This is a genomic window from Streptomyces sp. CNT360 (genome assembly GCF_000424785.1).
The window spans coordinates 476,562-502,494 of the sequence record NZ_AUKO01000004.1 but is presented as its reverse complement, the minus strand read 5'-3'; the positions used below and the strand labels follow the sequence as shown (position 1 = coordinate 502,494).

General features: G+C 73.4%; 23 protein-coding genes. 14 read left to right on the top strand and 9 right to left on the bottom strand.

The annotated features are described in order from the left end of the window. Positions 1-22 precede the first annotated feature (22 nt). Both H297_RS0112435 and aac(3) read right to left on the bottom strand, forming a co-directional pair. The gene (locus tag H297_RS0112435; RefSeq protein ID WP_027737312.1) at positions 23-688 is read right to left on the bottom strand and encodes a hypothetical protein; all 666 of its coding nucleotides are present in this window, start codon (positions 686-688) and stop codon (positions 23-25) included. A 111-nt stretch (positions 689-799) separates the two neighbouring features. After that, positions 800-1,624, bottom strand: coding sequence for an aminoglycoside 3-N-acetyltransferase (gene aac(3) / locus H297_RS36020; RefSeq protein ID WP_486589488.1), 825 nt, complete (start codon positions 1,622-1,624; stop codon positions 800-802). Positions 1,625-1,894: 270 nt separating this feature from the next. Between aac(3) and H297_RS0112425 the strand changes: the two genes are divergently transcribed. Both H297_RS0112425 and H297_RS0112420 read left to right on the top strand, forming a co-directional pair. Continuing rightward, on the top strand, positions 1,895-4,534 hold the full coding sequence (locus tag H297_RS0112425; RefSeq protein ID WP_027737311.1) for a glycoside hydrolase family 2: 2,640 nt from the start codon (positions 1,895-1,897) through the stop codon (positions 4,532-4,534). A 79-nt stretch (positions 4,535-4,613) separates the two neighbouring features. Beyond that, on the top strand, positions 4,614-7,052 hold the full coding sequence (locus H297_RS0112420; protein ID WP_027737310.1) for a beta-L-arabinofuranosidase domain-containing protein: 2,439 nt from the start codon (positions 4,614-4,616) through the stop codon (positions 7,050-7,052). A gap of 76 nt (positions 7,053-7,128) precedes the next feature. On the opposite strand, the gene H297_RS0112415 is transcribed toward H297_RS0112420, so the two are convergent. The 7 genes from H297_RS0112415 to H297_RS43705 all read right to left on the bottom strand — a co-directional run bounded on the left by H297_RS0112415 (position 7,129) and on the right by H297_RS43705 (position 13,416). Then, positions 7,129-8,394 carry a glycosyltransferase gene (locus H297_RS0112415; protein ID WP_199787182.1) on the bottom strand — a complete coding sequence of 422 codons (1,266 nt, stop codon included), beginning with the start codon at positions 8,392-8,394 and terminating at the stop codon, positions 7,129-7,131. A gap of 82 nt (positions 8,395-8,476) precedes the next feature. Then, positions 8,477-9,259 carry an SDR family oxidoreductase gene (locus H297_RS0112410; RefSeq protein ID WP_027737308.1) on the bottom strand — a complete coding sequence of 261 codons (783 nt, stop codon included), beginning with the start codon at positions 9,257-9,259 and terminating at the stop codon, positions 8,477-8,479. Further along, positions 9,256-10,824: a SulP family inorganic anion transporter gene (locus H297_RS36015; RefSeq protein ID WP_078513938.1), complete on the bottom strand. Its 1,569-nt coding sequence runs from the start codon at positions 10,822-10,824 to the stop codon at positions 9,256-9,258. The genes H297_RS0112410 and H297_RS36015 overlap by 4 nt, the downstream gene beginning before the upstream one ends. An 11-nt stretch (positions 10,825-10,835) precedes the next feature. Continuing rightward, positions 10,836-11,450, bottom strand: coding sequence for a carbonic anhydrase (locus H297_RS0112400; RefSeq protein ID WP_027737307.1), 615 nt, complete (start codon positions 11,448-11,450; stop codon positions 10,836-10,838). Between the two features lie 152 nt (positions 11,451-11,602). Then, entirely contained in the window at positions 11,603-11,980 is a 378-nt protein-coding gene (locus H297_RS0112395; RefSeq protein WP_027737306.1) for a hypothetical protein, read from the bottom strand. Between the two features lie 232 nt (positions 11,981-12,212). Continuing rightward, complete coding sequence (locus H297_RS36010; RefSeq protein ID WP_486589487.1) at positions 12,213-12,836, bottom strand: carbohydrate ABC transporter permease; 624 nt, start codon at positions 12,834-12,836, stop codon at positions 12,213-12,215. A 79-nt stretch (positions 12,837-12,915) separates the two neighbouring features. Continuing rightward, positions 12,916-13,416 carry a hypothetical protein gene (locus tag H297_RS43705; protein WP_199787191.1) on the bottom strand — a complete coding sequence of 167 codons (501 nt, stop codon included), beginning with the start codon at positions 13,414-13,416 and terminating at the stop codon, positions 12,916-12,918. Positions 13,417-13,563: 147 nt separating this feature from the next. Here H297_RS43705 and H297_RS0112385 point away from each other — a divergent pair, with 147 nt between their 5' ends. The 12 genes from H297_RS0112385 (at position 13,564) to H297_RS0112330 (ending at position 25,911) form a co-directional block, all read left to right on the top strand. Further along, positions 13,564-13,920 carry a PRC-barrel domain-containing protein gene (locus tag H297_RS0112385; RefSeq protein WP_027737305.1) on the top strand — a complete coding sequence of 119 codons (357 nt, stop codon included), beginning with the start codon at positions 13,564-13,566 and terminating at the stop codon, positions 13,918-13,920. 20 nt (positions 13,921-13,940) lie between these two features. Continuing rightward, positions 13,941-14,111, top strand: coding sequence for a hypothetical protein (locus H297_RS43700; RefSeq protein WP_199787181.1), 171 nt, complete (start codon positions 13,941-13,943; stop codon positions 14,109-14,111). Positions 14,112-14,387: 276 nt separating this feature from the next. After that, a complete protein-coding gene (locus H297_RS0112375) occupies positions 14,388-15,791 on the top strand; it encodes an extracellular solute-binding protein (RefSeq protein WP_027737304.1) in 1,404 nt (467 codons plus the stop codon). After that, complete coding sequence (locus tag H297_RS36005; protein WP_051351768.1) at positions 15,766-16,818, top strand: carbohydrate ABC transporter permease; 1,053 nt, start codon at positions 15,766-15,768, stop codon at positions 16,816-16,818. The genes H297_RS0112375 and H297_RS36005 overlap by 26 nt, the downstream gene beginning before the upstream one ends. After that, positions 16,815-17,675 (top strand): carbohydrate ABC transporter permease, encoded by an 861-nt coding sequence (locus H297_RS0112365; RefSeq protein WP_051351767.1) that lies wholly within the window; start codon positions 16,815-16,817, stop codon positions 17,673-17,675. Before H297_RS36005 ends, H297_RS0112365 begins: the two co-directional genes overlap by 4 nt. Further along, entirely contained in the window at positions 17,675-18,790 is a 1,116-nt protein-coding gene (locus H297_RS0112360; protein WP_027737302.1) for an ABC transporter ATP-binding protein, read from the top strand. The genes H297_RS0112365 and H297_RS0112360 overlap by 1 nt, the downstream gene beginning before the upstream one ends. Continuing rightward, complete coding sequence (locus H297_RS0112355; RefSeq protein ID WP_486589486.1) at positions 18,787-20,031, top strand: CehA/McbA family metallohydrolase; 1,245 nt, start codon at positions 18,787-18,789, stop codon at positions 20,029-20,031. Before H297_RS0112360 ends, H297_RS0112355 begins: the two co-directional genes overlap by 4 nt. A gap of 68 nt (positions 20,032-20,099) precedes the next feature. Continuing rightward, positions 20,100-21,275 carry a Gfo/Idh/MocA family protein gene (locus H297_RS0112350; protein ID WP_027737300.1) on the top strand — a complete coding sequence of 392 codons (1,176 nt, stop codon included), beginning with the start codon at positions 20,100-20,102 and terminating at the stop codon, positions 21,273-21,275. Next, positions 21,272-24,028, top strand: a complete 2,757-nt coding sequence (locus H297_RS0112345) for a glycoside hydrolase family 38 N-terminal domain-containing protein (RefSeq protein ID WP_027737299.1) — start codon at positions 21,272-21,274, stop codon at positions 24,026-24,028. Before H297_RS0112350 ends, H297_RS0112345 begins: the two co-directional genes overlap by 4 nt. Positions 24,029-24,255: 227 nt before the next feature. Beyond that, positions 24,256-24,981 carry a VOC family protein gene (locus tag H297_RS0112340; protein ID WP_486589485.1) on the top strand — a complete coding sequence of 242 codons (726 nt, stop codon included), beginning with the start codon at positions 24,256-24,258 and terminating at the stop codon, positions 24,979-24,981. A 10-nt stretch (positions 24,982-24,991) separates the two neighbouring features. Further along, the gene (locus H297_RS0112335) at positions 24,992-25,387 is read left to right on the top strand and encodes a DUF2795 domain-containing protein (RefSeq protein ID WP_027737297.1); all 396 of its coding nucleotides are present in this window, start codon (positions 24,992-24,994) and stop codon (positions 25,385-25,387) included. Positions 25,388-25,527: 140 nt separating this feature from the next. Then, complete coding sequence (locus tag H297_RS0112330) at positions 25,528-25,911, top strand: FhaA domain-containing protein (RefSeq protein ID WP_027737296.1); 384 nt, start codon at positions 25,528-25,530, stop codon at positions 25,909-25,911. Positions 25,912-25,933: the final 22 nt, after the last annotated feature.

The following is a 25,933-nucleotide window of genomic DNA, read 5'->3' as shown; positions in this document are numbered from 1 at the left end:
CCCGAGCCGTGGCGCGGCGAGCTCACTTGTCCGCTGCTGTGATCTTGGCGAGCTGGAGCTCCGCGGCCTTCTGCACGGCCTTGAGGCCCTTCAGGTCTTTCGCGTCGTCCGCCCTGACCTCCACGTCGGCCATGTACGAGCCCTGCTGAACGATCACCGAGTAGCCCTTCAGGCTGCCGCCCGGGCCCATCTCGAAGCCCTTCGCGCTCTCCGCTCCCTCGACCGGGATCTTCCGGGGCCGCAGGGCGTCCCGCTCCTCGTCGGAGTGGTTGTAGGCGACGTACCGCTGCTGCGCACTCCGGGCCGCGCCGCGGCTCGGATATCCGTAGATCTCGAACTGCGTCTGCCTGGTGGAGATCTCCTTGTCCTTGTAGTCGCCCACGCCGAAGGCGACCAGTGACGTGCATACGTCGTCCGCGTAGTCGCAGATGGCCGGTGGTGTCCCCTCGTCGTCTCCCGGCCTGGCCCAGAGGCGGGCCTTCTTCGGCGTACCGAGCCGCGCCGCGTCCCGCTGCGTCGGTGTGGCCGCCCTGACGCTGTGCAGCGTGGCCGGAGACGCCTTGCGGAGCACCTTGCCCGACTCTCCACCGGCGGCCGTGTTCCCGCCTCCGGAGTCCTCGTCACCGCACCCGGTCAAAGACATTGCCCCGACGGCCAGTACGGCCACAGGGAAGAGCGCACGCCTCATACGATCCGTTCCTTTTCTCGCACCATGCACGGGGGTATACCTGGTGATCACGACGGGTGCTGCTCGCTGCTGGTTCCGCCCGTACCCGGACCGGGCGGCACGGCCCACGGTTCAGCGGCCACCGAAGCGGTGGGTCATCCAGGTCGCGGCGTGCTGGACGAAAGGCGCTGCGGGGATCAGATGGCAGGCCGCGTCCCCGATGCGTGCGGTGCGCCCCAGGCCGGTCGCGAGGGCGCTGCGGGTGAGGACGGCGAACGGGTCGTCGTCCAGCGGCAGGGTCTCGTACGGGAAGGCGCCGAGCGAGCTGTCGAGTTCCCGGATCCGTCGCCATGTCCGCCGGCCGTCGACGAGCACCGGCATCTCGTACTCCACCCACCGCTTGTTGCCGGCTTCGGCGAGATACTCCGCGTAGTGCAGCACCGTCATGGTCTCCGGCGGCGCACCCAGGGAGAGGACCGATCCGCCTGTCTCCACCAGCCGGTGCACCGGCGACCCGGGGCCGTACCCCTCGTCCAGGGACTGCCCGGACACCAGCCACTCGGCCTCGGCGCCCACGGCCGCGAACGCGGCGACGGGATGCCGGCTGTACGCCGCGTCCGGTCGGCAGCGCACTGCTTCGGCCACCCGGCCGTTCCCGCGCTCGGCGTGGGCGAAGCGGGGATCGAAGGCGGGGCATGCGGCGCGGTAGCAGGCGCGTTCGGCCTCGTCCCAGCCGTCCTGGTGGTAGGGCGGGCGATCCTGCCAGCCGGTGAGCACCAGCACCGTGCCGCGCGGCCCGAGCACCTGGCACAGCGCGTCCACCACCACCGGCGCGCCGCCCACGATGCGGCCCAGTGCGGACATGCGGGTGTGCACCAGCACGGTCGTCCCGGACTCCACGCCCAACCGCTCCAGGTCCTCGACGAGTTGAGTCCGCGTCAGCAGCGAGTCGCGCATACGCGCCATTATGGCGGGGCTCCCGGCGGGGGAGCGGTGCCGCGGCTCTGGACAGCACATGACGCCGCGTGCTCTTATGCGAACCAAGCGTGTTCCCACATTTTCCGACACTGTGCGACAGAGTCGCACTGCGACAACGCCGACAACGCCGACAACGCTGTCAGGTCCTCGAACCCGCCCTCGACGTCAGTCCGGCTGCCCACCCGACCGGCACCCGGACCCGGAGCGCACCACCGCACGGAGCACCCACCGCACCGATCCGGAGGTACCGTGAGACGCGCACTCCCCTGGCCCGCGGCGTGCACCGCCGCCCTCGCCCTGCTCGCCCTGCTGGCTGCCGCCCTCGGCTCCTCGCCGCCCGCCGCGGCCGCCACCCCCCGGCCGCCCGCCGTCCACGGCCTCAAGGGCGAGTACTGGACCCAGTCGGCCCCCGGCGCCCACGACTTCGGCACCCTTCGGGCCACCGCGTTCGACCCCGCGCTCGACTTCGCCGACCTCGAACCGAGGCTGACCGAGCGGACCGGGGAGGCCGACCACACCGCCGTCCGCTGGACCGGTGCGCTCACCCCGGAGCGGACCGGCGACCACACCTTCCACATCACCGGCGACAACGGCTTCCGCATGTGGGTCGACGGCGAGCTGGTGATCGACCACTGGGTCGCCGACTGGGACAAGGAGATCAGCTCCGAGCCCGTCGCGCTCAAGGCCGGTACCGCCTCCGACATCAAGGTCGAGTACTTCGAGGAGGACGGCGGCTCCAACCTCCACGTGCGCTGGACCCCGCCGGGCGGGGAGAAGGGAGCCGTCCCGCAGTCCGCGTTCACCCCGCCCGACGACTTCGCCTACGACGGACCGGCCGAGGTGCACGTCCTGCCCTCCGGCCGCACCCTTCAACTCCGCTTCCCGCAGCGGCTCCAGAAGCCGCCCGCCCCCTTGCGCGACCACCTCACGGCCGTCATCGGCGGGGCCGAGTGGCCGCTGGGCGCCGTCCGCCTCGACGCGAAGGACCCGTACGGGCTGTCCGTGTCGCTCACCGAGCCGGTCGTCGGGCAGGGCGGCACCGCAGACATCCGCTACGACGGGAAGGGCGGACTGTCCGACTCCGACGGCGCCCCGGTCGGTGCCTTCTGGACCAGCGGCGACAACCGCTCCGAACACCAGCTCTCCACCCGGTGGGCGAAGGATGTGGAACCCGGCAACGCGCTGCCCGAGTACCCGCGGCCCCAGCTGAAGCGCACGCAGTGGCAGAACCTCAACGGCACCTGGCAGTTCGCCCGGGCCGCGGAGGGCGAGGCCCCGCCTGTCGGGCAGGGCCGGAAGCTGGACGAGAAGATCCTGGTGCCCTACCCGGTGGAGTCGCAGCTCTCCGGCGTCACCCGGCACGAGGAACGGATGTGGTACAAGCGCACGTTCACCGTCCCCGCAGACTGGAACGTCGGCTCCGGCAGCTCCGGCAGCTCCGGCAGGCGGCTGCACCTCAACTTCGACGCCGTCGACTGGCAGGCCACCGTCTACGTCAACGGCAAGCGCGTGGCCGCGCACCAGGGCGGCTACGACCGGTTCACCGCCGATGTGACCGACGCGCTGGTGCCCGGCAGCCGGCAGGAGCTGGTCGTCGGCGTGTGGGACCCGACCGACTCCGCCGACGGCCCCAACCCACCCGTCGGCAAGCAGCGGCTGAGCCCCGAGGGCATCTGGTACACGCCCTCGTCGGGGATCTGGCAGACGGTGTGGATGGAGCCGGTGGCCGCCGCGCACACCACCGGCGTGCACACGAACCCCGACCTGGACGGCGAGAAGGTCGCGGTCACCGCGCGCGGCGTAGGCGACGGCGTACCGGTCACGGCCGTGGCCTACGACGGCACCGAGGAGGTCGGCCGGGCCACCGGCAGCGGCAGCACGCCCTTCGACGTGCCCGTACCCGACCCGCACCTGTGGTCACCCGACGACCCGCACCTCTACACCCTGAAGGTACGCGTCGGTGAGGGCGCGTCCGCCGACGCGGTCGAGAGCTACTTCGGCATGCGGGAGATCGCCGTCACCACGGTCGACGGCAGCCAGCGCATGGTCCTCAACGGACAGCCCGTCTTCTCCATGGCCACTCTCGACCAGGGCTTCTGGCCCGACGGCCTGTACACGGCACCCACCGACGAGGCGCTCCGCTTCGACCTGCGGCAGCACAAGCAGATGGGCTTCAACTCGGTACGCAAGCACATCAAGGTCGAGCCGGACCGCTGGTTCTACCACGCCGACAAGCTGGGCCTGCTGGTGTGGCAGGACATGCCGTCCATGCGCTCGGACCGCACCCCGGACACCGCAGCCCGCGCGCAGTACGAGCACGAGATGAAGGAGATGGTCCGGCAGCACGACAGCCACCCCTCGGTGATCATGTGGGTCACCTTCAACGAGGGCTGGGGCCAGTACGACCAGGCCCGCGTGGCCGACTACGCCAAGGGCCTCGACCCCAGCCGGCTGGTGAACAACATGAGCGGCCACAACTGCTGCGGAGCCGTGGACGGCGGCAACGGAGACGTCTCCGACGCACACGGCTACCCCGGTGCCCAACTGCCCGCAGCAGACGGGAAACGGGCGCTGGTGAGCGGTGAGTACGGCGGCCTCGGGCTCGCCGTCCCCGGCCACGCCTGGCCGGTGCGCCACACCTACGTCGGGGTGGAGCAGGAGAAGTACACCGACGAGTACCTGGCCAAGCTGGCGGAGGTCGAACAGTTCGCGGCGTGCGACGGCAGCAGCGGCGCGGTCTACACCCAGATCACCGACCTGGAGGGCGAACTCAACGGCCTGCTCACCTACGACCGGAAGGTCGTCAAGGCCGACACGGACCGGCTGCGGGCGGCCCACCGCGAGCTGACCGAGGGCGTCGCGGACTCCTCCCTCACCTGCGACCGGTAACCACCCGCCCACAGGCCCGGCCCCCCCGCCTCCGCTCCGGGGCGGCCGGGCCCCGTACCCACCCACGAGGTGACCGCACATGCCTCTCACCCGACGCCAGGCGGTCAAGGCGGCGGCCGCAGCGAGCGCGACCACCGGCGCCCTCGCCGCGAGCGAACCGGCCGCGGCGGCATCCCCCGCGGCGGCGCCCGCACACCAGGGCGCCCTCGCCGACCCCGCCTTCACGCGGCTGCCCCCGGGCAGTGTCAGACCGCGCGGCTGGCTGGCCCACCAGCTCGGGCTCCAACTCGACGGCCTCAGCGGCAGGTATTACGAGAAGTCACACTTCCTGGACTTCGCGAACACGGGCTGGACCCACCCGGACAAGGACGGCTGGGAGGAGGTCACCTACTGGCTGCGCGGGTACATCCCGCTCGCCGTGGTCACCGGCGACCGCGGCGCGCTGAGAAGGGTCCGCCGCTGGGTCGACGCCATCCTCGCCACCCAGCAACCGGACGGCTTCTTCGGCCCCGAGGCGCTGCGCACCCAGTTGGAGGGCGCCCCGGACTTGTGGCCGTACCTCCCGCTGCTGATGGCGCTGCGCACCTGGGAGGAGTACGACGGCGATGCGCGCCTCGTCCCGTTCATGCTCCGCTTCACCCGCTTCATGGCCGCGCAGGACCAGGGGGCCTTCGACCGGAGCTGGGTCTCCTACCGGTGGGGCGACGGGCTCGACCTGGCGATGTGGCTGTACGACCGCACGGGCGAGGGCCACCTGCTCGACCTGTGCGACACGATGCACGAGTACGGCGCCGACTGGACCGCCGAGAGGCTGCCCACCGAGCACAACGTCAACATCGCCCAGGGCTTCCGGGAGCCCGCGCAGTACGCGCGCCGCTCCGGCGACGCCGCGCTGACCCGCGCGACCTACCGCGCCTACGAGCGACTGCTGGGCGAGTACGGGCAGTTCCCCGGCGGCGGATTCGCGGGGGACGAGAACCGGCGGCCCGGCTTCGCAGACCCGCGGCAGGGGTTCGAGACCTGCGGCATCGTCGAGTTCATGGCCAGCCACCAGGTGCTGACCCGGATCACCGGCGACCCGGTGTGGGCGGACCGCTGCGAGGAGCTGGCCTTCAACATGCTGCCCGCCGCCCTCGATCCGCAGGGCAAGGCGATCCACTACATCACCGCCGCCAACAGCGTGGATCTCGGCAACGACGTCAAGACGCAGGGCCAGTTCCAGAACGGTTTCGCCATGCTGGCCTATCACCCGGGCGTCGACAGCTACCGGTGCTGCCCGCACAACTACGGCATGGGCTGGCCGTATCTGGCCGAGGAGCTGTGGCTGGGCACCCCCGGCGGCGGGCTCGCGGCGGCGATGTACGCGCCGAGCGAGGTGACCGCACGGGTGGCGGACGGTACCGAGGTGACCGTCGCCCAGGAGACCGACTACCCCTTCGGGGAGACCGTGACGCTGCGGCTGTCCCTGCCCGCGCCGGCCGCCTTCCCGCTGCGGCTGCGCATCCCCGGCTGGTGCCGCGGCCCGGAGCTGGCGGTGAACGGCGAGCCCCACCGGGCCGACGACGGACCCGCCTTCGCCACCGTGCGGCGCACCTGGCGGGACGGCGACACCGTCGCGCTCCGGCTGCCGCAGCGCACCACCGTGCGGACCTGGCAGCACAACGGCGGCGCGGTGAGCGTCGACCACGGGCCGCTGACGTACTCGCTGCGCATCGAGGAGACCTACGAGCGCTACGGCGGTGACGCGGCCTTCCCCGAGTACGCCGTGCACGCCGCCTCCCGGTGGAACTACGGTCTCGACCTCGATCCCGACCACCCCGAGGAGGACTTGCAGGTGCGCCGCGCTCCCGGGCCGCTGTCCGGCAACCCCTTCACCCACGCGGGCACACCGCTGCGGGTGACCGCCCCCGCCCGGCGGATCACCGCGTGGACGGCCGACAGCGAGCAGGTCGTCGACCCGCTGCAGGCGGGACCGGCGCGCGCCGAGGGGAAGCGGGAGCGGATCACGCTGATCCCGATGGGCGCCGCCCGACTGCGGATCACCGCCTTTCCCCGCGTCGCCGCCGACGGCCGGCCCTGGCACCAGGAGGCGCCCTACCACCGGGTCGAGAACAAGCACAGCGGCAAGGTGCTGGCGGTGGACGGGATGGGGCTGGAGGCGGGCGGCCGGGTCGTGCAGTTCGACGACTCGGGCACCGGAGACCACGCCTGGCAGTTCCTTCCGCGCGGCCAGGGCCGCTACCTGGTGCGCAACGGCTACAGCGGCAAGGTCCTGGGGGTCGAGGACGACTCCGGCGCGAACAGCGCCCGCATCGTCCAGTACGCCGCGGACGAGTCGGAAGGCGGGCTGCTGTGGCGGCTGGTGGCGGACGAGAACGGTGCAGCCGGGTGGCACCGGATCGCCAACGTACGCACCGGCAAGGTGCTCGGCGTCGCGGACATGTCGACCGCGGACAGCGCGCAGATCGTCCAGTACGACGACAACGGCACCCCCGACCACCTGTGGCGGCTGCGGTGACGGTGGACCACGGCGCGGGTGCGCAGGCGGCCGCCGCGTCCGTACCGGCACCGGCCACCGGCGTGCGGTGGCCGGTTCACGGCCGCCGACCCGTGAGCCGGTCGAGGGCGGCGACCATGGCGCCCGTTCCGTCCTCGGCACGCACCCGCGCGCAGACCCCCCGGGCGTGGCGGGCGTACGAGGGAGCGCGGACGGCCGCGGAGAGGGCGGCGGCCAGCCGGCCGGCGGTCACCTGGCGCAGCGGCACCACGCACGGTGCCACGCCCAGTTCCACCAGGCGGGCCGCCCAGAACGCCGCGTCGAACTGCACGGGCACCGGCACCACGGGCACGCCCGCGCGCAGGCCGGCGCCGGTGGTGCCCGCGCCGCAGTGGTGCACGACGGCGGCCATCCGTGGGAACAGCAGCGACTGCGGCACCTCGTCGACGGTGAGCAGGTCGTTCCCGTCGTCGGCCCGCAGCCCGGCCCAGCCGCGCTGGACCACACCGCGCAGCCCGGCCGCGCGCAGTGCCCGTACCACCGTGCCGCTGGTCTCCTCCGGTGCCGGGACCGTGGCGCTGCCCAGCCCCACGAAGACGGGCGGTGCACCGTCCGCGAGGAACTTCTCGACGTGGCGCGGGAGTCGTGCCCCGGCCGGGTCGTGCGGCCACCAGTAGCCGCTCACCTCCAGTCCGGGCCGCCAGTCGTGCGGCCGGGGCACCACCGCGGGGCTGAACCCGTGCTGGACCGGCCGGCGCCGCCGCTCCCGCATCCGGTGCCCGGCGCGGCGGGCGGTGCCCGGCGCCGTGCCGGGCAGGTCGCGCAGGGTGGTGCGGACCGCGTCGGCGAAGACCCGGTCCACGGCGACGTTCGCCAGCTGCCCGGCCAGCCGGTTGCCCCAGGGGCCGTAGGAGCGTGCGCCGAGCACCGAGGGAGCGAACGCCCTGGTGGGGTGCAACGGTTGGAGGAAGGCGCCGATGCTCGGCACCTCCAGCGCCTCACCCAGCGCGTGGCCGAGCGGCGCCAGCCAGCTGGAGAGCACCAGGGCGTCGCTGTCGCGGGCGAGCGCGGCCAGTGGCGGTGCCATGTCGCCCACCAGCGCCCTGGCCATGGACACCAGGCGCAGTATCCTGCCGGCCTCCGTGGTGCTGTGGTGCAGGGCCCGGCCGCGGTCCGACTCCAGTTCGGCTCGCGGGTCGACGGGCAGCGGGCACATCCGCACGCCCGCCGCCTCCACCAGCGGGGCGAACGAGGCGTGGGTGGCCACCGTGACGTGGTGCCCCGCGCGGGACAGCCCGTGCGCGAGCCCCGTGCAGGGCGCGATGTCGCCCCGCGAGCCCGCCGTCATCACCGCAACGCGCATGGCCCCAGTATTGCCAACAGCCGCCCGGCCCACCGCAGGCCGATGCGGTCCGGGCGCCCCCAAAACGAACGGGCCGCGCCCGTCAGGGCTGCGCCATGGTGCGGTTCATGGCCAGGTTGGAGACCAGCAGCCCGCCGTCGACGGGGAGGGCGACCCCGGTGATCCAGGCCGCGTCCTGCGAGGCCAGGAACGCGACGGCCGCCGCGATGTCGGACGGCTCGCCCACGCGGTCGAGGGGGTAGTGCCCGGAGAGCTCCTCCAGCATCGCGGCCCGCCCCTGCCACACGTCGGTACGTACCGTGCCCGGCTCGACGATGTTGACCCGCACCCCGCGCGGGGCCGACTCGACGGCGAGGGTGCGGGTCAGCGAGGAGAGCCCGGCCTTGGCGGCGCTGTAGGCGTGGTCGCCGAAGTGCTGCTCGGCGTTGACGGAGCCGACGTTCACGACCGCACCCCGGCCGCCGGCCCCGGCCAGCAGCGGCAGCGCGGCCCGCGTGCAGCGGGCCGCGCCGTGCAGGGTCACCTCGAAGTCCTCGTACCAGGCCCACTCCTGCCACTCCTCGAACCGGTCCGGGTCGCGGTGGCAGGAGTAGGCGTTGTTGACCAGGACGTCGAGGCCGCCGAAGGTCTCGGCAGCGTGGGCGACGGCGCCCTCGACCGCTGCCGCGTCGGTCACGTCGCAGCCGCGTGCCTCGGCAACGGCGCCGTCCGCGCGAAGTTCCGCCGCCACCTTCCCGGCGCGCCCCGCGTCCCGGTCGGTGACCAGGACGCGGGCGCCTTCCGTGGCGAGGCGGCGGGCGACGGCCGCCCCGATGCCCTGTCCGGCGCCGGTCACCAGCGCCGCGTACCCGTCGAATCGCGTCATCCGGTCAGGGTAGAAGCGCCCTTCTCCAGGTGACCAGAGTCCGTAGGCGCCGCCGCCCGGTTGTGCTGCCGCTCCCACTGGGAGAGGGCCAGCCCGCACGCGTGGTCCATGTGCCGCAGCCTGTCCAGGTCCAGTTCGACCCGGCGGTCGGCCGGCAGGGCCTCCAACTGGTCCTGGAGCCTGGGCAGTCGCAGGAAGGTGGCGTTGCCCAGCACCGTCACCCGCAGCGGCTGCCCGTGGCCCGGGTCCTCGGTCTCCACGTGCACGTGGGAGGTCTCCCACGCGGCCTTCACCACGGCCATCAGCAGCCCCAGCAGGACACCCTGGAACATGTCGGTCAGCACGATGGCCAGCGCGGTGACCGCCAGGACCACGGCCTCGGCCCGGTGGTCCCGCCACATCGGCCCCAGTTCCCTGACCGGGATCAGCTTCCAGCCCGCATGCAGCAGCACCCCGGCCAGGGCGCTGAGCGGGATCAGGCCCAGGGCGGCGGGGAAGGCCGCGGCGAACAGCAGCAGCCAGACGCCGTGCAGTACGCGGGAGGCCTTTGTGCGGGCGCCGGCGGACACGTTCGCCGAGCTGCGGACGATGACCGCTGTCATCGGCAGGGCGCCGAGCACGCCGCAGACGGCGTTTCCGGCGCCCTGGGCCATCAGCTCCTGGTCGTACCGGGTACGCGGGCCGTGGTGCAATCGGTCGACGGCGGCGGCGGAGAACAGCGACTCGGCGGAGGCGATGAGGGTGAACGCCAGGACGGTGGTGACCGCGCCGAGCGAGACCAGACCGCCGAGGTCGTCGAGTCCGGGCGGCCGGACCGCGTCGAGGAGACCCTGTACCTCGACGCGGGCCACGGGCAGGTCGAGGCCCGCCGTCGCGGCCGTGGCCGCCAGGACGGCGACCAGCGGTGCGGGGACCAGCTTGGCCGCGGCCCGCCACCTGGGCCACACCAGCAGCACCGCGACGGTGGCGGTACCGAGCGCGACGGCGACCAGCGCCTCGTTGTCGGCTGCCGTCTCCCGCACCAGCCCGGCCAGGCCCAGCAGTTTGCCGGGCCCGCTGCCGGGTGCCTCGGCGTCGGCGAGGGCGTAGAGCTGACCGGCGATCAGCACCAGTCCGATGCCGGCCAGCATGCCCTGGACGACGGAGACGGAGATGGCGCGGAACCAGCGGCCCAGCCGCAGCACACCCATGAGCAGTTGCAGCAGCCCGGCCGCGAGGACCAGCACGCCGAGCCCGCTGAGGCCGTAGGTCTGTACGGCCTCGTAGACCAGTACCGTCAGCCCGGCGGCCGGGCCGCTGACCTGCAGGCTGCTGCCCGGCAGGAAGCCGGTGACCAGTCCGCCCACGATGCCGGTGACCAGCCCCAGTTCGGCCGGGACACCGGAGGCGACGGCGATGCCGACACACAGCGGCAGCGCGACGAGGAAGACGACGAGCGAGGCGGTGATGTCGGCCCGCAGGCTGCCACGGCTGCGGAAGGGGTTGAGGCGGGCGGCCGGCGAGGCGTCCGCGGTGCCGGTGGTGGCCCCGGTGTGCGGGGCGTGCTCGGAGTTCGTCCGTGTCATGGCGGGGCCCCTCACAGCGGGAGGAACGCGTCGGTGCGCGCGTCCAGTTCGGACACCTGGCCGGTGTCGACGGCGTAGAACCATCCGCGCAGCGTGAGCCGCCCCGCGGCGAGCCGCTCGGCGACGCACGGGTAGCCGCGCAGCCGCGCCAACTGGACGCGCACGTGGCGCTGTACGGCGACGGTCAGGTCGGCAGCGGCGCGGTCGTCGTCGGCGGCGAGTTCGGCGGCGGGGGCGAGCTGGGCTGCCAGCCAGCGGTCGACGGCGGGAGCGGCCGCCAGATCGTCGCCGCGCACCCGGGCGCCGACCGCCCCGCAGTGCGAGTGCCCGCACACCACGATCTCGGGTACGTGCAGCACCCGGACCGCGTACTCGATCGTGGCCGCCTCGCCGGTGGCGTGTTCGGCCGTGCAGGGGGGAACGGCGTTGCCCGCGGTACGCAGTTCGAACAACTGCCCGGGACGGGCCCCGGTGAAGACGGCGGGCTGCACCCGCGAGTCGGAGCAGGTGACGAAGAGCGCCTCGGGGGACTGGCCCTGTGCCAGCCTCCCGTAGCTGACGGCCTCGTCGGCGTGGTCACGGACGCGTGCGGCGAAGGCACGGGTGTGCGGAATGAGAGAGCGCATGTTGATGACCTTGCGTTCCGGTGGGACAGCGATGAGTGAGCTGTGGACGGCAGCCGGAAGCAGCCGGTCAGGACGCCGGTCACCGCCCTGAGGGAAACGACGGAAACAGGGCGTGCAGGGGCGTCACCGGGCGGCGGCGGCCGTGGTGCGTCTCAGTGCCGGAACACCTGGTGCAGGACGGGGACCTCGACAGATCTGCTCCACGGTATGCCCGCGCTTCCCGTGGCGGGCAGTGTGCACGGGTGGCCGGCCGCGAGCGAGTGGGCCCGGCGGCAGGCGGCGTGGTGCGGGCGCTCCCCGGGGTTCGGCGGCCCGGTGGGAGCGCGGACGGTGCGGCGCGCCTCCTGCTGGGCGGTCTCGTGCTCGACCTCGCCGGGCGCCGAGAGGCCGGTGGCCTGCGCGGCGGCGGAGGAGGTGCGCTCGGATCCGGGGGGAGCGAGCGTGCTCGCTCCCTGGGCGGCCAGCAGCAGGGCGATCAGCAGAGCGAAGGCGTGGACGCACGCCCGTACGGTGGTCACGCTGCGCCGCATCGTCCCTCCTCCCGGTCACCGGTCACGCCTGGGGGATCTCCATCGTCACTCACCGAGTGTGTCGGATTCCAGGCAGTTCGGTGAACACTGGGTGAACTCGGCCGGGTGAAACGGAGGCTTTCGCTCCCGCCCGCTCTTTTCGGCCGCAACGGCCGGAAGGAAGTGCGCCGCGGCGCCGAGTGGCTGCGCAGGAGCGACCGGTACTCGAACATCAGTGCCGTGACCGGCCGGTTCAGCCCTTGAAGGCGCCCTGCAACAGGCCCGCGACGAAGCTCCGCTGGAACAGCACGTACACGATCGTGATGGACAGCATCACCAGGACGGTGCCCGCCGCCGGCATCGGCACATCCGTGTTGTTCTGCCCCACGAAGAAGCCGAGCCCCGCCGGCGCGGTGCGCTTGGTCGCGTCCTGGATCAGCACCAGTACGAGCAGGAACTGGTTCCTCGACCACATGAACACCAGCAGGCCCAGCGTGGTCAGCGCGGGCCGCGCCGGTGGCAGCAGCACCCGCACCGGCACCGTCCACGTGGAGGCCCCGTCCATCCGCGCCGCCTCCACCAGCTCGGGCGGCGTGGTGCGGAAGTGGGTACGCATCCAGAAGACGCTGAACGGCAGGAACAGTGCGGTCTCCACCTGGAGCACACCGAGGGAGGAGTCGGTCAGACCGACACCGCGCAGGTCGAACCAGAGCGGCACCACGATGAGTTCGACGGGGATCGTCAGCCCCGCCACGAACAGGGCGGCCACCCCGTCGCCGCCCGGCAGCCGCATCGTCCCCAGCGCGTACCCGGCCAGCCCGGACAGCACCAGCGAGGCGGGCACCACGCCGACGGCGATGATCAGATCGGAACGCATCAGTGCGGATCGGCCAGGGTGCGCGGCGGACCGGTGATGCCGGCCTTCCTGGCCGGCGCCTTGTTGTCGTAGATGCCCGTCATCGACAGTCCGGCCGGCACTCGTACAGGTGGTTGCCCAGGGCGGCGCGTGCCCCCGAGCCGGTGAGCTGGTCGAGCGAGGCGGCGGGGAACTCCGCCCGCCAGCGGTACGCGTCCCGGTACGGGCCCAGGTCCAGGATGTCGCCGCGGGCCGCGATGTCGTCCATGCCGACGGCGAACTGGGTGCAGCGCGGCTCGATGGTGAGGTTCGGGTGCCGCTTGTGGGAGGCCGCGGCCAGCGCGTCCACCGTCGCGGGGGCGTCGGCGAAGGCGAGCGTGAGGGTGACGTCCCCCTTCGGGACGGCCGTGGCGGACGGTACCGTCGTGCGCCGGTCCGGATCGGGGGCGCTCCCCGGGGCCAGGGCGGCACAGGCCGTGACCGAGCAGACGAGCACCGCCGTGAGCAGTGCCCGGAGCCCCCACGCTCCCGCCGGCCCCCGCGATCCGACAAGCCCCTGGCACGCGGGGAGCCGGCCCGGCCTGCCGCCGTGCTTCTCCATACGCCCCCCGCCTGTGCGGAGCCGTGCGGAGCCTGGCTGTGAGCGGTTCAGGACCGTACCAGCGGCGCACCCGCCCGGTCAGACCACCAGGTGCCGTGCGGGATCCGGTGCCACTATGGAAACAGGCCCCCGTACGTGGAGGATGCGATGTTCGAACCGGACGACATCCGGGAGTGGCGCGGGCACGACGTGGTCGACAAGAGCGGGAGCCGGATCGGCACGCTGGAGTCGGTGTACGTGGACACGGCCACCGACCAGCCCTCCTTCGCCACCGTGACCGTGGGGATGCCCACGCGTCACCGCCTGGTCTTCGTACCGCTGGCCGGTGCCACCGTCGGCCCCCGGTACCTCAAGGTCACCTACCCGAAGAGCCAGGTGAAGGACGCGCCGTCCCTCGGGACCGACGACGTGCTGCCCGCCGAGGACGAGGGAGCCGTCTTCGCGCACTACGAGCTGGAGTACACCCCGGGCGCGGGCGGCGAACGCCGCCTGGCGCGCCGCTGAGCCGAGGAGGTGAGGGAGACATGGCGCTGTTCTTGTTCCTGGTCCTGGTGGCGATCGCGCTGGGGATCCTCGGCGCGCTGCTCAAGGGCCTCTTCTACCTGCTGATCATCGGGATCTTCGTCGCGCTGATCGCCTTTCTGTGGGCGGCGTACCGCATCACCGCCCGCGCCACCAGGGGACGCGTGCGCTGACGCGGCGGCCCCGGCCCGCCGGCCGGGCGCCCGTGAGCCCCAGGATCCCATCGCGAGCCCCACGCCCCGCCCGGGGCGTGGGGCTCGCGATGTGAGGGGCAGCGTCCTGCCGGGGGCGTCGAGGCGCCGGGACGGGGCGGTGACGCCTCCGGGGCGGCGAGCGGAGCCCGGGGAGGGCCGTGACGAAGATGTAAGGACAACAGCTCTTTACGTCATCCGGGCCCCGTGCCAGCCTGCAACCTTCCGGCACGATCTCTGGCGCAAGGAGGGGACCGGATGGGAGCCATCGCGCGGCGGACCGCCCTGCGAGCCGCCGTCCTCGGGGCGGGCTCGGCGGCGCTCGCGGGCTGCGGGAGCGCGCTCGATCCACGCGGGGAAGCGGGCGGGAGCGGCCTGGCGCTCACCGTCGCCACCAACGCCGTCTCCGGCGGCAAGAACGCCGACGAGGCGGACTGGATCACCAAGTGGGTCATCCCCCGGTTCGTCGCCCGGCAGAAGGCCGAGGGCACCGACGTCCGCGTCGAGTTCCTGCCCAGCGGCGTCGACGACGAGCAGTACAAGACCAAGCTCGCACTCGATCTGAAGGCCCATGCGGGCCCCGACGTCATGGGGATCGACGGCATCTGGGTGGGCGAGTTCGCGCAGGCACGGTACATCGAGCCGCTGCGGGACGTGGCGGGAGCGGGCGCGGCGGACTGGGAGGGCTGGCCGCAGATCAGCCCCGACGTGCGCTCACTGGCCCGGTTCGAGGGCCGGCTGCACGGGATACCCGCCGGTACCGACGCACGGGTCCTCTACTTCCACAAGCCGCTCTTCCGCCGGGCCGGGCTGCCCACCGACTGGCGGCCGGACAGCTGGCGGGACATCCTGGAGGCCGCCCGCAAGCTGAGGCGGCTCAAGGGCGTGACCCCGCTCCAGATCAACGCCGGTACGGCCATGGGCGAGGCGACCACCATGCAGGGCGTCCTGCCGCTGCTGGCCGGGGCGGGCGGGTGGATCGCCAAGGGGGACCGCTGGTACGGCGACACCCCGCAACTCCGTGCGGTGCTGGGCTTCTACCGGGACGTGTACGGCGGCAGCGGTCTGGGGGACCCGAAGCTCCAGCAGGAGGCGAAGGGGCGCGACAAGTCCTTCGAACGGTTCGCCGAGGGCCGGCTCGGCATCCTCGCCGAGGGCGACTACTTCTGGCGGGACGTCGTCGCGCCCAGGACCGGGACCGCCGCCATGAAGAACCGCGACAACGATGTCGGGTATGCGCTCGTTCCGGCGCGTGCCCCCGGGGCGGGGCTCGGCGGCCGCGACCACGTCAGCCTCTCCGGCGGCTCCGTCCACGTCCTCAACCCGCACACCCGCCACCCCCGCCAGGCCTTCGCACTGCTGACCGCGCTGCACTCCGCCGCCGCGCTCCGGGCCCGGCTCGGCGACAGCGCCATGATCACCGAACGGGACGACGTCAACGACGCGGTGCTCGACCACGACCCCATGCTCCGTTTCTGTGCCGACAAGGCGCTCCCCGTCACCACCTTCCGGCCCCCGCTCGCCGCCTACACCGCCGTCTCCCTGGCGCTGCAGGAGGCCACCGCGCAGGTCGTGTCCGGCAAGGACCCCGCCCACGCCGCACGGGCGTACCGCAAGGAGTTGGAGGAGGTCCTCGGTGGCAGCGACCGCATCATCCGCTGAGCCCGACGGGCAGGGAGCCGACCGTCCCCGGGGCGGCGCACGCGGCGGCCCGGACGGCGCACGCGGCGGTACCGACCGTGCGCGAAGCACGGCCGAACAGGACGCCGCCGGGCTCGGAAAGCGGCGCGCCGCCGCCTTCGTGGCGCCCGCCCTCGTCCTGATCGCCCTCTTCCTCGTGCTGCCCGCCGTCTGGACGCTCTACCTGGGCGCCACCGACTACCGGCTCACCGGCATCCCCGCCGTCGACCCCTCCTTCGTCGGACTCGACAACGTCACCACGGCGCTCGGCGACGCCGACTTCCTCCACTCCCTGTGGCTGACCCTGCTGTTCGTCCTGGGCTCCGCCGTCATCGGCCAGGCAGGTCTCGGGTTCGCCCTCGCCTGGTGGATGCGCGAGCGCACCGGCTGGCTCAAGACCACTCTCGAAGCACTGGTCATGCTCGCGTGGATCCTGCCGAGTTCCGTCGTGGCGTACCTGTGGATCGCCTTCCTCGACCGCGACGGCGGCACCCTCAACACCCTGCTGCACACCCCGGGTACGGCGTGGCTGCTGGACCACCCGATGCTGTCGATCACCGTCTACAACATCTGGCGCGGCAGCGCCTTCTCGATGATGCTCTACAGCGCTGCCCTCGGGAACGTGCCCGCCTCCCACCTGGAGACCGCCCGGCTGGCCGGGGCGAGCGGAGGGCAGCAACTGCGCGACGTCGTCTTCCCCCGCATCCGCGGCCACATCCTGACCAACCTGCTGCTGATCAGCCTGTGGACGTTCAACGACTTCACACCCTTCCTCATCACCGCCGGGGGACCCGACAAGGCGAGCGAGACGCTGCCCGTCCACATCTACAAGACGGCACTGGGCAGCGGGGAACTCGGCTACGGCGCGGCGCTCTCGTTCCTGATGCTGCTGATCAACCTCGTCGTCGCCGTGGTCTATCTGCGGCTGCTGGGGCAGAAGAACAAGAGCCGCAAGGAGCCGGCCGCCCCGGTCACGGGCGCGCCGGCCGCGAAGGAGGGGACCGTATGAGCGCCCACCGGCCCCGGGCGGCGGCCACCGGTCACGGCCCCGTCGGCGCACTGCTGCGCGGGGTGGGCGCCTACCTCCTGGTCGCGCTCGCCCTGGCGTTCTTCGCACTGCCGATGCTCTGGCTGGCCAGCGCGCCCTTCGACCGGCACCCGGGCGTCACCGCGTCCCTGCCCGACTTCACCCTCGCCAACTTCCGGCGGCTGTGGCACAACCCGAACGCCGTCGACTCGCTGGCCAGTTCGCTGATCCTGGCGGTGGGCAGCGCCGTGCTCGTCGTCGGCCTCTCCGCGCTGGCCGCCTACGCGCTCAGCCGCGTCCCCCTCCGCGGCCGCGACGGACTGCTGTACGCGTTGCTGCTGCTCTCCTCCATCGTCACCGGCACCGCCGCCATGGTGCCGATCTTCCTGCTGGCGGCCGAACTCGACCTGGTCGACAGCTACCTGGGCGTCGTCCTCGTGCTGACCGGCGGCCTGCTGCCCGCCGCCATCTTCATCCTGAAGGACTTCATGGACACCACGCCGCGCTCCTACGAGGAGTCGGCGCGGGTCTTCGGCGCCTCGCCGCTGCGCGTGCTGCGGGACGTCGTTGTCCCGGTGGTCCGTCCCGGGCTGGCGACCGTCGGCGTGTGGGCCGTCGCCCAGGTGTGGGGCAACTTCCTCATCCCGTTCCTGCTGCTGCGCTCGCCCGGCAAGTCGCCCGCCGCAGTGGTCATGTACACCTTCTACACCGAGGGCGGCCAGCCCGATCTGGCCCTCATCTCCACCTTCTCGCTGCTGTACTCCCTGCCGGTCGTGCTGATGTTCCTCTTCGTCAGCCGCCGCTACGGATTCCGTTTCCACGGAGGGATCAAGGCCTGATGGCAGACATCACGCTCAACCGGCTCGCCAAGGTCTACCCCGGCGGCGTACAGGCGCTCAGCGGCCTCGACCTGACCGTCCGCGACGGCGAGTTCTTCGCCCTGCTCGGCCCCTCCGGATGCGGCAAGTCCACGCTGCTGCGCACCATCGCCGGGCTGGAGGACGCCACCGGCGGCAGCGTCCACCTCGGTGGGCGGGACGTGACCGCGCTGCCGCCCGGCGACCGGGACGTCGCCATGGTCTTCCAGGACTACGCCCTCTTCCCGCACATGACCGTGGCCGAGAACATCGCCTACCCCCTGAAGATCAAGAAGGTGGGCAGGGCCGACCGCGTCGCCAAGGCCCGCGAGACGGCCGGGGAACTGGGTCTGGGCCATCTGACGGACCGCCGGCCCGGTCAGCTCTCCGGCGGTCAGCAGCAACGTGCCGCCCTCGCCCGCGCGATGGCCTGCCACCCCGAGGTCTTCCTCTTCGACGAGCCGCTGTCCAACCTCGACGCCCGGATGCGTCTGGAGGCCCGCACCTTCTTGAAGAAGCTCCAGCGGGAACTGGGCGTGACCACCGTCTTCGTCACCCATGACCAGGCGGAGGCGCTGGCCTTGGCCGACCGTATCGCCGTGATGGAGAGCGGCGAGCTGCGCCAGGTCGGCACCCCCACCGAGATCTTCCGCCGCCCCGCCGGCACCTTCGTCGCCTCCTTCATCGGCTCGACCCCGATGAACCTGCTCGACGGCGAGGTCTTTGACGGCGGCGGTGCGGTCCGCGTCGCCGGCCGGAGACTCCCGGTGCCCGACGGCGCCGCCCACCTCGTCGAGGGGGGTGAGAAGGTCGTCTACGGGATCCGCCCCGAGTACCTGCGGTGGTCGGACGAGCCGGTCGAGGGGGCGCTGGAGGGCACCGTCTCCGTCGTGGAGAACCTGGGCAGCGCGCAGTTGGTCACCCTGGAGTGCGACGGCGGCAGCAGCGCACAGGTCGTCGTCCCGGAGGAGCACGAGCCCGTCACCGGCGTCCGAAGCTGGGCCGTGCCCCGCGCCGACCGGGCCCTCCTCTACCGTGACGGCACTCTCCTGGCCGCCGCCCCGGCCGCCCCCGGCGCCGCTCAGGTGCCCGCTTGAGGGCCGGTGGCGAGCAGGTGCACCGCGGCACCTGGACGATGGAGGACCGCGCCCGGGACGTGCTGCGCGCCCTGCCGGTACAGCTCGCGGACGGCGCCGGCGCCCTGACGGTCACCCTGACGTACCCGCGCGCGGCGGGCGTCCTCGATCTCGGACTCCTCGGCCCCGACGGCGGCTTCCGCGGCTGGTCCGGCGGCGCCCGCGACACCTTCACCGTGACCCCGGCCTGGGCCACCCCCGGCTACCTGCCGGGACCGCTGACGGGCGGCACCTGGCATGTGCTGCTCCGGCTGCACCGGGTGCCGCCCGCGGGCCTGCCCTACGAGGTACGGGCACGGGCGGTGCGACGGGCCCCTGCCGCGCCCGAGGTGCGGTACCCGCCGCCGCTGCCCGCGGGGGAGCGGCGGCCACGGCGGACCGTACCGGCAGCGGACGGCGCCACCTGGCTGGCCGGGGACCTGCACGCCCACACCCTGCACAGCGACGGGGCCCTCACCGTCGACGAGCTGGCGCGGTGCGCGGCCGCCGAGGGGCTGGACTTCCTCGCGGTCACCGACCACAACACCGTCAGCCACCACCCGCACCTGGCGGCGGCCGGATCCCGCCAGGGGATCGCCCTGCTGCCCGGCCAGGAGGTCACCACCGACCTCGGGCACGCCAACGTGTTCGGCGACACCGGCTGGATCGACTTCCGCCGCCCCGCCGACGCGTGGCTCACCCAGGCGGAGAACGGCGGCGGCCTGCTGTCCGTCAACCACCCGCTGGCCGACGACTGCGCCTGGGAACTGCCCTTCACCGCGCGGCGGCCCCGCCACGCCGAGGTGTGGCACCACACCTGGACCGACCGGCGGCACGGCGCCCCGCTGGCCTGGGCCCGCGCCTGGGGGGAGCAGACCGTACCCCTCGGCGGCAGCGACTTCCACCGCCCCGACGAGGGCCGTCCCCTCGGCGCGCCCACCACCTGGGTGCTGTGCGAGCCCGGCCGGGGCCGTGGTCCGGACGCCGTCCTGGCCGGGCTCGCCGCCGGACACACCGCCGTTTCCGCCGCACCGGACGCGCCCGTCCTGCTGCGGTACGGCGACGAACTGCTCGCCCTGGACGCCGACGGCACCGTGCTGGTGCGGCCCGACGGGAGCCGCGCCGTCGTCCGGGGCGGCTCCGTGCGCCTGCCGGCCGGTCAGGGGGCGGGCATCCACCGGCTGGAGACCTTCACATGCGAGGTGATCGCGCTGTGCACCTGAAGTGGGCCGTCCTCCCGAAGCGGGCTGTGCGCCTGGCGGAGTCCAGGTGCCGGAAAGGCCGGTGACCGATGACCACCGTTTCCCCGCCGTCCCGACTGCGGGTCGCCGTCGCCGGGCTGGGCGCCATCGCCCGGACAGCGCACCTGCCGCTGCTGGAGCGGCGCAGCGACCTGTTCCGGATCACCGCGCTGTGCGACCTGTCGCCGGGCGCCCTCGCCGAGTCGGGCACCCGGTACGGCGTACCGCCCCGGGACCGGCATCCGCACATCGAAGGGCTGCTGGACAGGGGCGGCTTCGACGCCGTGCTCCTGCTCACGTCCGGATCGCACGGGCCCGCTGCCGAGGCGGCGCTGCGCGCCGGGTACGCGGCGCTGTGCGAGAAGCCGCTGGCCTTCACCCGCGCCGAGGCCGCCCGGATCGAGGAGGCGGAGGAGGCCGGGCGGCGCGGGCCGCGGCTGATGGTCGGCTACATGAAGCAGTACGATCCCGCGGCCCGGCGCCTGGCCGCGCTCCTCGACCAGGCCGGCGGCCCCGCCGCCGTCCGCTCCGCCGAGGTGTGCGTCCTGCACCCCACCGGCGGTGACCAACTGGCCTTCGCCCGCCTGCCCGCCCCCGCCGCCGACCTGGACGCCGACGTCCTCGCGGCCCTCCGGGCGAGGGGTGCGGCGCTGACCGACGCGGCGCTCGGCAGCGGCGCCACCGCGGCGATGCGCTCCCTCTACCACGTCGTCATCGGCTCCATCAGCCACGACCTGTCCCTGCTGCGGATGACGACAGGCGGACCCGAAAGCGTCGAACTGGCCGCCACCTGGGGCGCGTCGGCGGCGGGCCCCGGCTCGGTGGAGCTGTCGGGCGGCCTGCCCGGCGGTGCCCGGTACGCCGTCCGCTGGCACTTCCTGCCCGGACACGCCGCCTACCGGGAGACCTTCGCAGTCCACCACGAGAGCGGCACACTCGAAGCCGCCTTCCCCTCCCCGTACCTGATGAACGCGCCCACCGTGCTCACCGAGACGGCTGTCGGGCCCGGCGAGGGGCCGCACACCGAGCGGCGTGCCGAGTACCGCTCGGTCACCGAGGCGTTCGAGGAGGAGCTCGTCGCCTTCCACTCCATGGTCACCGACGGCACGCCGCCCGCCACCGGCGTGGCCGGCGCCGCCGAGGACCTGCGTACCGCCCAGCGGGCCGTCGCCGCGTACGCGGCCCGCCACCGGCTCCCCTGCGAAGGAGAGGCAGCATCCGCATGACCGGCACCGCAGCGATCCCCGACGAGCTCGTCATCGTTCCGCACACCCACTGGGACCGGGAGTGGTATCTGCCCTTCCAGCAGTTCCGCCTGCAGCTGGTCGGGCTGCTGGACACGGTGCTGGAGCGGATGGCGGACGATTCGCGGCAGCGCTTCACCCTCGACGGGCAGGCCGTCGCGGTCGACGACTACCTCGAGGTGCGCCCCGAACAGCGCGAGCGGCTGACGTCGCTCGTCGAGGAGGGGCGGCTGGCGGTGGGGCCCTGGCAGATCCTGCTGGACGAGTTCCTGTGTTCGGGGGAGAACATCGTCCGCAACCTGGAACTGGGGCTGCGGCGCAGCGAGGAGACGGGTGCGGCGATGCCCGTCGGCTACCTGCCCGACATGTTCGGGCACTGTGCGCAGATGCCGCAGATCCTGCGCGGCGCCGGCCTCGAACACGCCTGCGTGTGGCGGGGCGTGCCCGCCGCCGTGGACAGCCACGTCTTCGCCTGGACCGCACCCGACGGCAGCGCCATCCGCACCGAGTACCTGGCCGCGGGCGGCTACGGGAGCGCCGCCGGACTCTTCGACGACCCCGCCAAGGTCGCCGAGCGGGCCCGCGCCGTCGCCGCCAAACTGCGGCCCTGGCGCCCGGACGGCTCGCCGATCCTGGCCATGTACGGCTCCGACCACACCGCACCCGCCGCCGACCTCGCCGATCTGCTGGAGCGGCACAACGCGGCAGACGAGGGGGTGCGGCTCCGACTGGCCACCCTGGCCGAGTACTTCGCGGCCCAGCCCACCGGCGTGGCGGGGCTGCGCGCGGTCCACGGCGAGCTGCGCAGCCACGCGCGGGCCAACATCCTGCCCGGCGTCTTGTCCGTCCGCGCCCCGCTCAAGCAGGCCATGGGGCGGGCCGAGCGCGCCGTCGAACGCTACGCCGAGCCACTGGCAGCGCTCTGGTTCGACGGCGCCGCCGAGCGCTTCCTGGACATGGCCTGGGACCGGCTGGTCGAGGTGTCCTGCCACGACTCGGTCACCGGCTGCGGCTGCGACGAGACGGCACAGCAGGTCGCCGCCCGCATCGCCGAGGCGGAACAGCTCGGCCTGGCCGTACGGGACATGGCCGGGGCGCCCCTGGCCACCCGCGTCCCGCACGACGGCCACCTGCTGCTCAACCCGACGCCCGCCCGCCGCACCGACGTGGTGGAGCTGGACGTGGCCGGGGAAGGGCCCGTCCACCTCGTCGGCGCGGACGGCACCGTGCACCCCGCGCAGCACCTCGCGGCGGCCCCCGTGCTGCTGGCGGACGACACGGTGCCCGCCGAGCGGCTGCCGACCGTGCTCGCCCGGGTGCACGGCAGCGAACTGTACGGGCAGGAGATCACCGCCTGGCGGGTGGTGCCCGAGCAGCGGCTGCTGCACTTCACCGTGGCCCGCAGGAGCGCGCTCCCCTTCGACGTCGCCGAGGTGCGCGCCGCGCTCGACGGCGCCAGGGCCGCGGAGGCATGGCGGGTCGTCATCGAGGCGGAGCCCCGGCAGCGGGTCGCAGCGCCGGTGACGGCACCGGCGCTCGGCCACACCGCGCTCCGCGCGGTCCCCGGCTCCGCTCCCGCCCCGGCGCACCCCGTGCGGGCCGAGGACTCCGCCCTGACCAACGGCCTGCTGCGGGTGGAGATCGCCGAGGACGGCACCTTCACCGCCCTTACGGACGAGGGTGTCTCCCTCGCCGGCGCCGGGCGGGTGGTGGACGGCGGCGACCTGGGCGACACCTACAACTACGCGCCGCCCGCCCACGACCTGCTGGTCGCCCTGCCCGAGCAGGTCACCGTCCACCGGTCCGCCGCCGGGCCGCTGACCGGCGCCTTCGAGATCACCCGCCGCTACGCCTGGCCCGCGGCCGGGGACTTCGCCGCGGACGGCCGGAGCTCCGCCACCGAACCCACCACCGTGACGACCCGCGTCGAACTCCGTGCGGGCGAACGTTTCGTGCGGCTGGCCCTCGCGTTCGACAACCGCAGTGAAGACCACCGCGTCCGCCTGCACGTACCTCTGCCGCGCCGCGCCGAGACGTCGTACGGGGAGGGCCAGTTCGCCGTCGTGCCGCGCGGGCTCACGGCGGAGGGCGGCTTCGGGGAGGAGCCCCTGCCGACGTTCCCCGCCTCCGCGTTCGTCGCGGCGGGCGGCGCGGCGGTGCTGTTGGAGCACGCCACCGAGTACGAACTCGTCGACGGCGGCACCGAACTGGCGCTGACCCTGCTGCGGTCGACCGGACAGATGTCCCGCAACCGGCACGTGTGGCGCGACGAACCGGCCGGGGGCCAGTTCCCCACTCCGCAGGCCCAGTGCCGCGGACAGCGCACGGTCACCTTCGGCCTGCTGCCGTACGCCGGGGAGTGGCACGAGGCGGACGTCCACGCCGCCGCCGAGGCCTTCCGGCATCCGCTGACGGCCCTGCACGGCACCGCGCCCGCCGCGACGGAGCTGCCCGCCCCCGCGGAAGGGCTGCGTGTGACGGGCGACGGCGTCGTGCTCACCTCGCTGCGGGAGCGTGCGGAGGGCCGGCTCCAGGCGCGGGTCGTCGCACAGACCCCGCATCCGGTGACGGCGCGGCTCTCCTTGCCGGGCCTGCGGGCCGTGGAACGGTGCGACCTGCTGGGCCGCGCCACGGCGCCCGGGCAGACGACCGGTGAGGGCCTCGACCGCGATGGCGACAGCGCGACCGTGCGGCTGCGGCCCTGGGAGATCGCCACCTTCCGGCTGGAGCGCTGAGCCCTCCTTCGAGGGGGCGTCTGCCCTGGGCGGACGCCCCCTCGGGCGGTGGGTAGCGCGCCGTGACCGTACGCGTCGCTCTGTACCGCGTTCTGCCCGTTATGCCCTTCTTGCGCCGATAGGTACCCTGAGTGGAGCACCCCGGCATGCCCCATGCAGAGGGAAGCACGCAGCAGGAAGGCGGACACATGGCTTCGGTCGGCGGAGTGCCCTGTTGGGTGAGTCTGATGACCCCCGATCAACGGGCCGCCGAAGAGTTCTACGGACCCGTGCTGAGCTGGAAGTTCCAGGGATGGGACGACGGCCCCGACTCGCGCATCGCCACGGTGGACGGACAGCCCGTGGCCGGCTTCAACCAGCTCGCCGAGGACGCCGGTCCCGAGGCCGAGCGCTGGTCGGTGTACTTCCAGGTGGCCGACGCCGACCTGGTCGCCGAGCGCATCGCCGAGCGCGGCGCCACCGTCGCCGTCGGCCCCCTGCGCAAAGGCGGCGGCCGTGCCGTCATCGCGGCGGACCAGTGGGGCGCGCCCTTCGGGCTCTGGCAGGGGGACGGGCCCGCCTCCTGGCACGTGGGCGCGGGCCCGGCGCCCGCCTGGCTCCAGCTCCACACCCGGGACGCCTTCGCCGCTGCCGTCTTCTACGGGGAGATCTTCGACTGGATGGACGATCCCAGCCACGGCGTCACCTACGAGGAGCAGTACGACGAGATCGTCGTACGGTTGGCCGGGCAGCCGGTGGCCGGGTTGCGCGGTGGCGCGCTGGAGTCGCCGCCCGATCCGCGCATCCGGACGCGATGGGAGCCGTACTTCCGGGTACCCGGCCTCGACGCGGCGGTCGACGCCGCAGAACGGGAGGGTGGCGAGGTCGTCACCCCGCCCCGGGACGGACCTCTGGGGCGGACGGTGACCCTCCGTGACCCCAAGGGCGCCTCCTTCTGTCTGCTCAGCACGTAAGGAGCACACCATGCAGGAGAACGACAAGAACGGTCCGATCCGGGACGACGAGGCCAAGAAGCGGCTTCAGGGCGACCTGCGGTCCAACCGGGAGGAAGCGCGCGAGATGGAGCCCTCGGCCGAGGACCAGCCCGAGGCCGAACGCGATCCCCGCGCCCTGCGCACCGGCGGCACCCCGGACGGGATGAGCCCCCGCGACGTGGAACTGCGCTCCGAGATGGCGCAGTACCTGGGCCGTCACCTCTACCCCACCGGACGCGAGGAGGTCCTGGACGCGCTGCGGTCCGAGCACGCGCCCGACCGGCTCGTGGACCTGGTGGCCGGGCTCCCGGCGGACGGCCGGTACCGCAATGTGCAGGAACTGGCCCAGGCCCTGGGTCTGCACACCGAGGCCCACCGGAGCTGAGGCCCGCAGCCCGCGTGGCCCGGTTGTCCCCGCGCCCCCGGATCGGCGCCGCCTTCACCCGGGGCGCCGTCGACCTCGGACGGGAGACACCACCCGTTCGGGGGGACATAGCGGGGCGCGGGAGCGGGCAACCGGGAGCGATGGGCTTCTTGCACGACGTCGAGAACAGGATGGAACGGATCTCCTCCTCCCTGTGGGGGCTGCTGCGCCGCGGGCGTGAGGAGGAGTCCGTCGAGGTGGTGGGGGTGCTGCGGCGCGAGTGCGACACGCATGCCGTGATCGTGGGCCGGGGTCGCACCGTGGTGCCCAACTCCTTCGTGCTGGAGCTCCCCGCCGACAGCTACGCGCGGCTGGCGGACGACGCCTCGGCCGTGGGCGAGCGGCTCGCCTCCGAGGTGCGACGGCACGCCGCCCAGCGCCACTTCAGCTTCGCGGGCCCGGTCGCCGTCCGGCTGCGTCCCCCGCGCGACGGCCAGGAGCCGAGCCGGTACCGCCTCCACAGCAGCATCACTCCCCGTCCCTGACGCGCCCCGGGTGCCACCGGTA

Coding starts and splice junctions, on each gene's coding strand:
- H297_RS0112365 (WP_051351767.1), top strand. CDS start 16,815: ATGAGCGCCCACCGGCCCCGGGCGGCGGCCACCGGTCACGGCCCCGTC.
- H297_RS43705 (WP_199787191.1), bottom strand. CDS start 13,416: ATGGAGAAGCACGGCGGCAGGCCGGGCCGGCTCCCCGCGTGCCAGGGG.
- H297_RS0112350 (WP_027737300.1), top strand. CDS start 20,100: ATGACCACCGTTTCCCCGCCGTCCCGACTGCGGGTCGCCGTCGCCGGG.
- H297_RS43700 (WP_199787181.1), top strand. CDS start 13,941: ATGGCGCTGTTCTTGTTCCTGGTCCTGGTGGCGATCGCGCTGGGGATC.
- H297_RS0112340 (WP_486589485.1), top strand. CDS start 24,256: ATGACCCCCGATCAACGGGCCGCCGAAGAGTTCTACGGACCCGTGCTG.
- H297_RS36010 (WP_486589487.1), bottom strand. CDS start 12,836: ATGCGTTCCGATCTGATCATCGCCGTCGGCGTGGTGCCCGCCTCGCTG.
- H297_RS0112400 (WP_027737307.1), bottom strand. CDS start 11,450: ATGCGCTCTCTCATTCCGCACACCCGTGCCTTCGCCGCACGCGTCCGT.
- H297_RS0112360 (WP_027737302.1), top strand. CDS start 17,675: ATGGCAGACATCACGCTCAACCGGCTCGCCAAGGTCTACCCCGGCGGC.
- H297_RS0112345 (WP_027737299.1), top strand. CDS start 21,272: ATGACCGGCACCGCAGCGATCCCCGACGAGCTCGTCATCGTTCCGCAC.
- H297_RS0112330 (WP_027737296.1), top strand. CDS start 25,528: ATGGGCTTCTTGCACGACGTCGAGAACAGGATGGAACGGATCTCCTCC.
- H297_RS0112410 (WP_027737308.1), bottom strand. CDS start 9,259: ATGACGCGATTCGACGGGTACGCGGCGCTGGTGACCGGCGCCGGACAG.
- H297_RS0112415 (WP_199787182.1), bottom strand. CDS start 8,394: ATGCGCGTTGCGGTGATGACGGCGGGCTCGCGGGGCGACATCGCGCCC.
- H297_RS0112385 (WP_027737305.1), top strand. CDS start 13,564: ATGTTCGAACCGGACGACATCCGGGAGTGGCGCGGGCACGACGTGGTC.
- H297_RS0112435 (WP_027737312.1), bottom strand. CDS start 688: ATGAGGCGTGCGCTCTTCCCTGTGGCCGTACTGGCCGTCGGGGCAATG.
- H297_RS0112335 (WP_027737297.1), top strand. CDS start 24,992: ATGCAGGAGAACGACAAGAACGGTCCGATCCGGGACGACGAGGCCAAG.
- H297_RS0112395 (WP_027737306.1), bottom strand. CDS start 11,980: ATGCGGCGCAGCGTGACCACCGTACGGGCGTGCGTCCACGCCTTCGCT.
- H297_RS0112420 (WP_027737310.1), top strand. CDS start 4,614: ATGCCTCTCACCCGACGCCAGGCGGTCAAGGCGGCGGCCGCAGCGAGC.
- H297_RS0112375 (WP_027737304.1), top strand. CDS start 14,388: ATGGGAGCCATCGCGCGGCGGACCGCCCTGCGAGCCGCCGTCCTCGGG.
- H297_RS36015 (WP_078513938.1), bottom strand. CDS start 10,824: ATGACACGGACGAACTCCGAGCACGCCCCGCACACCGGGGCCACCACC.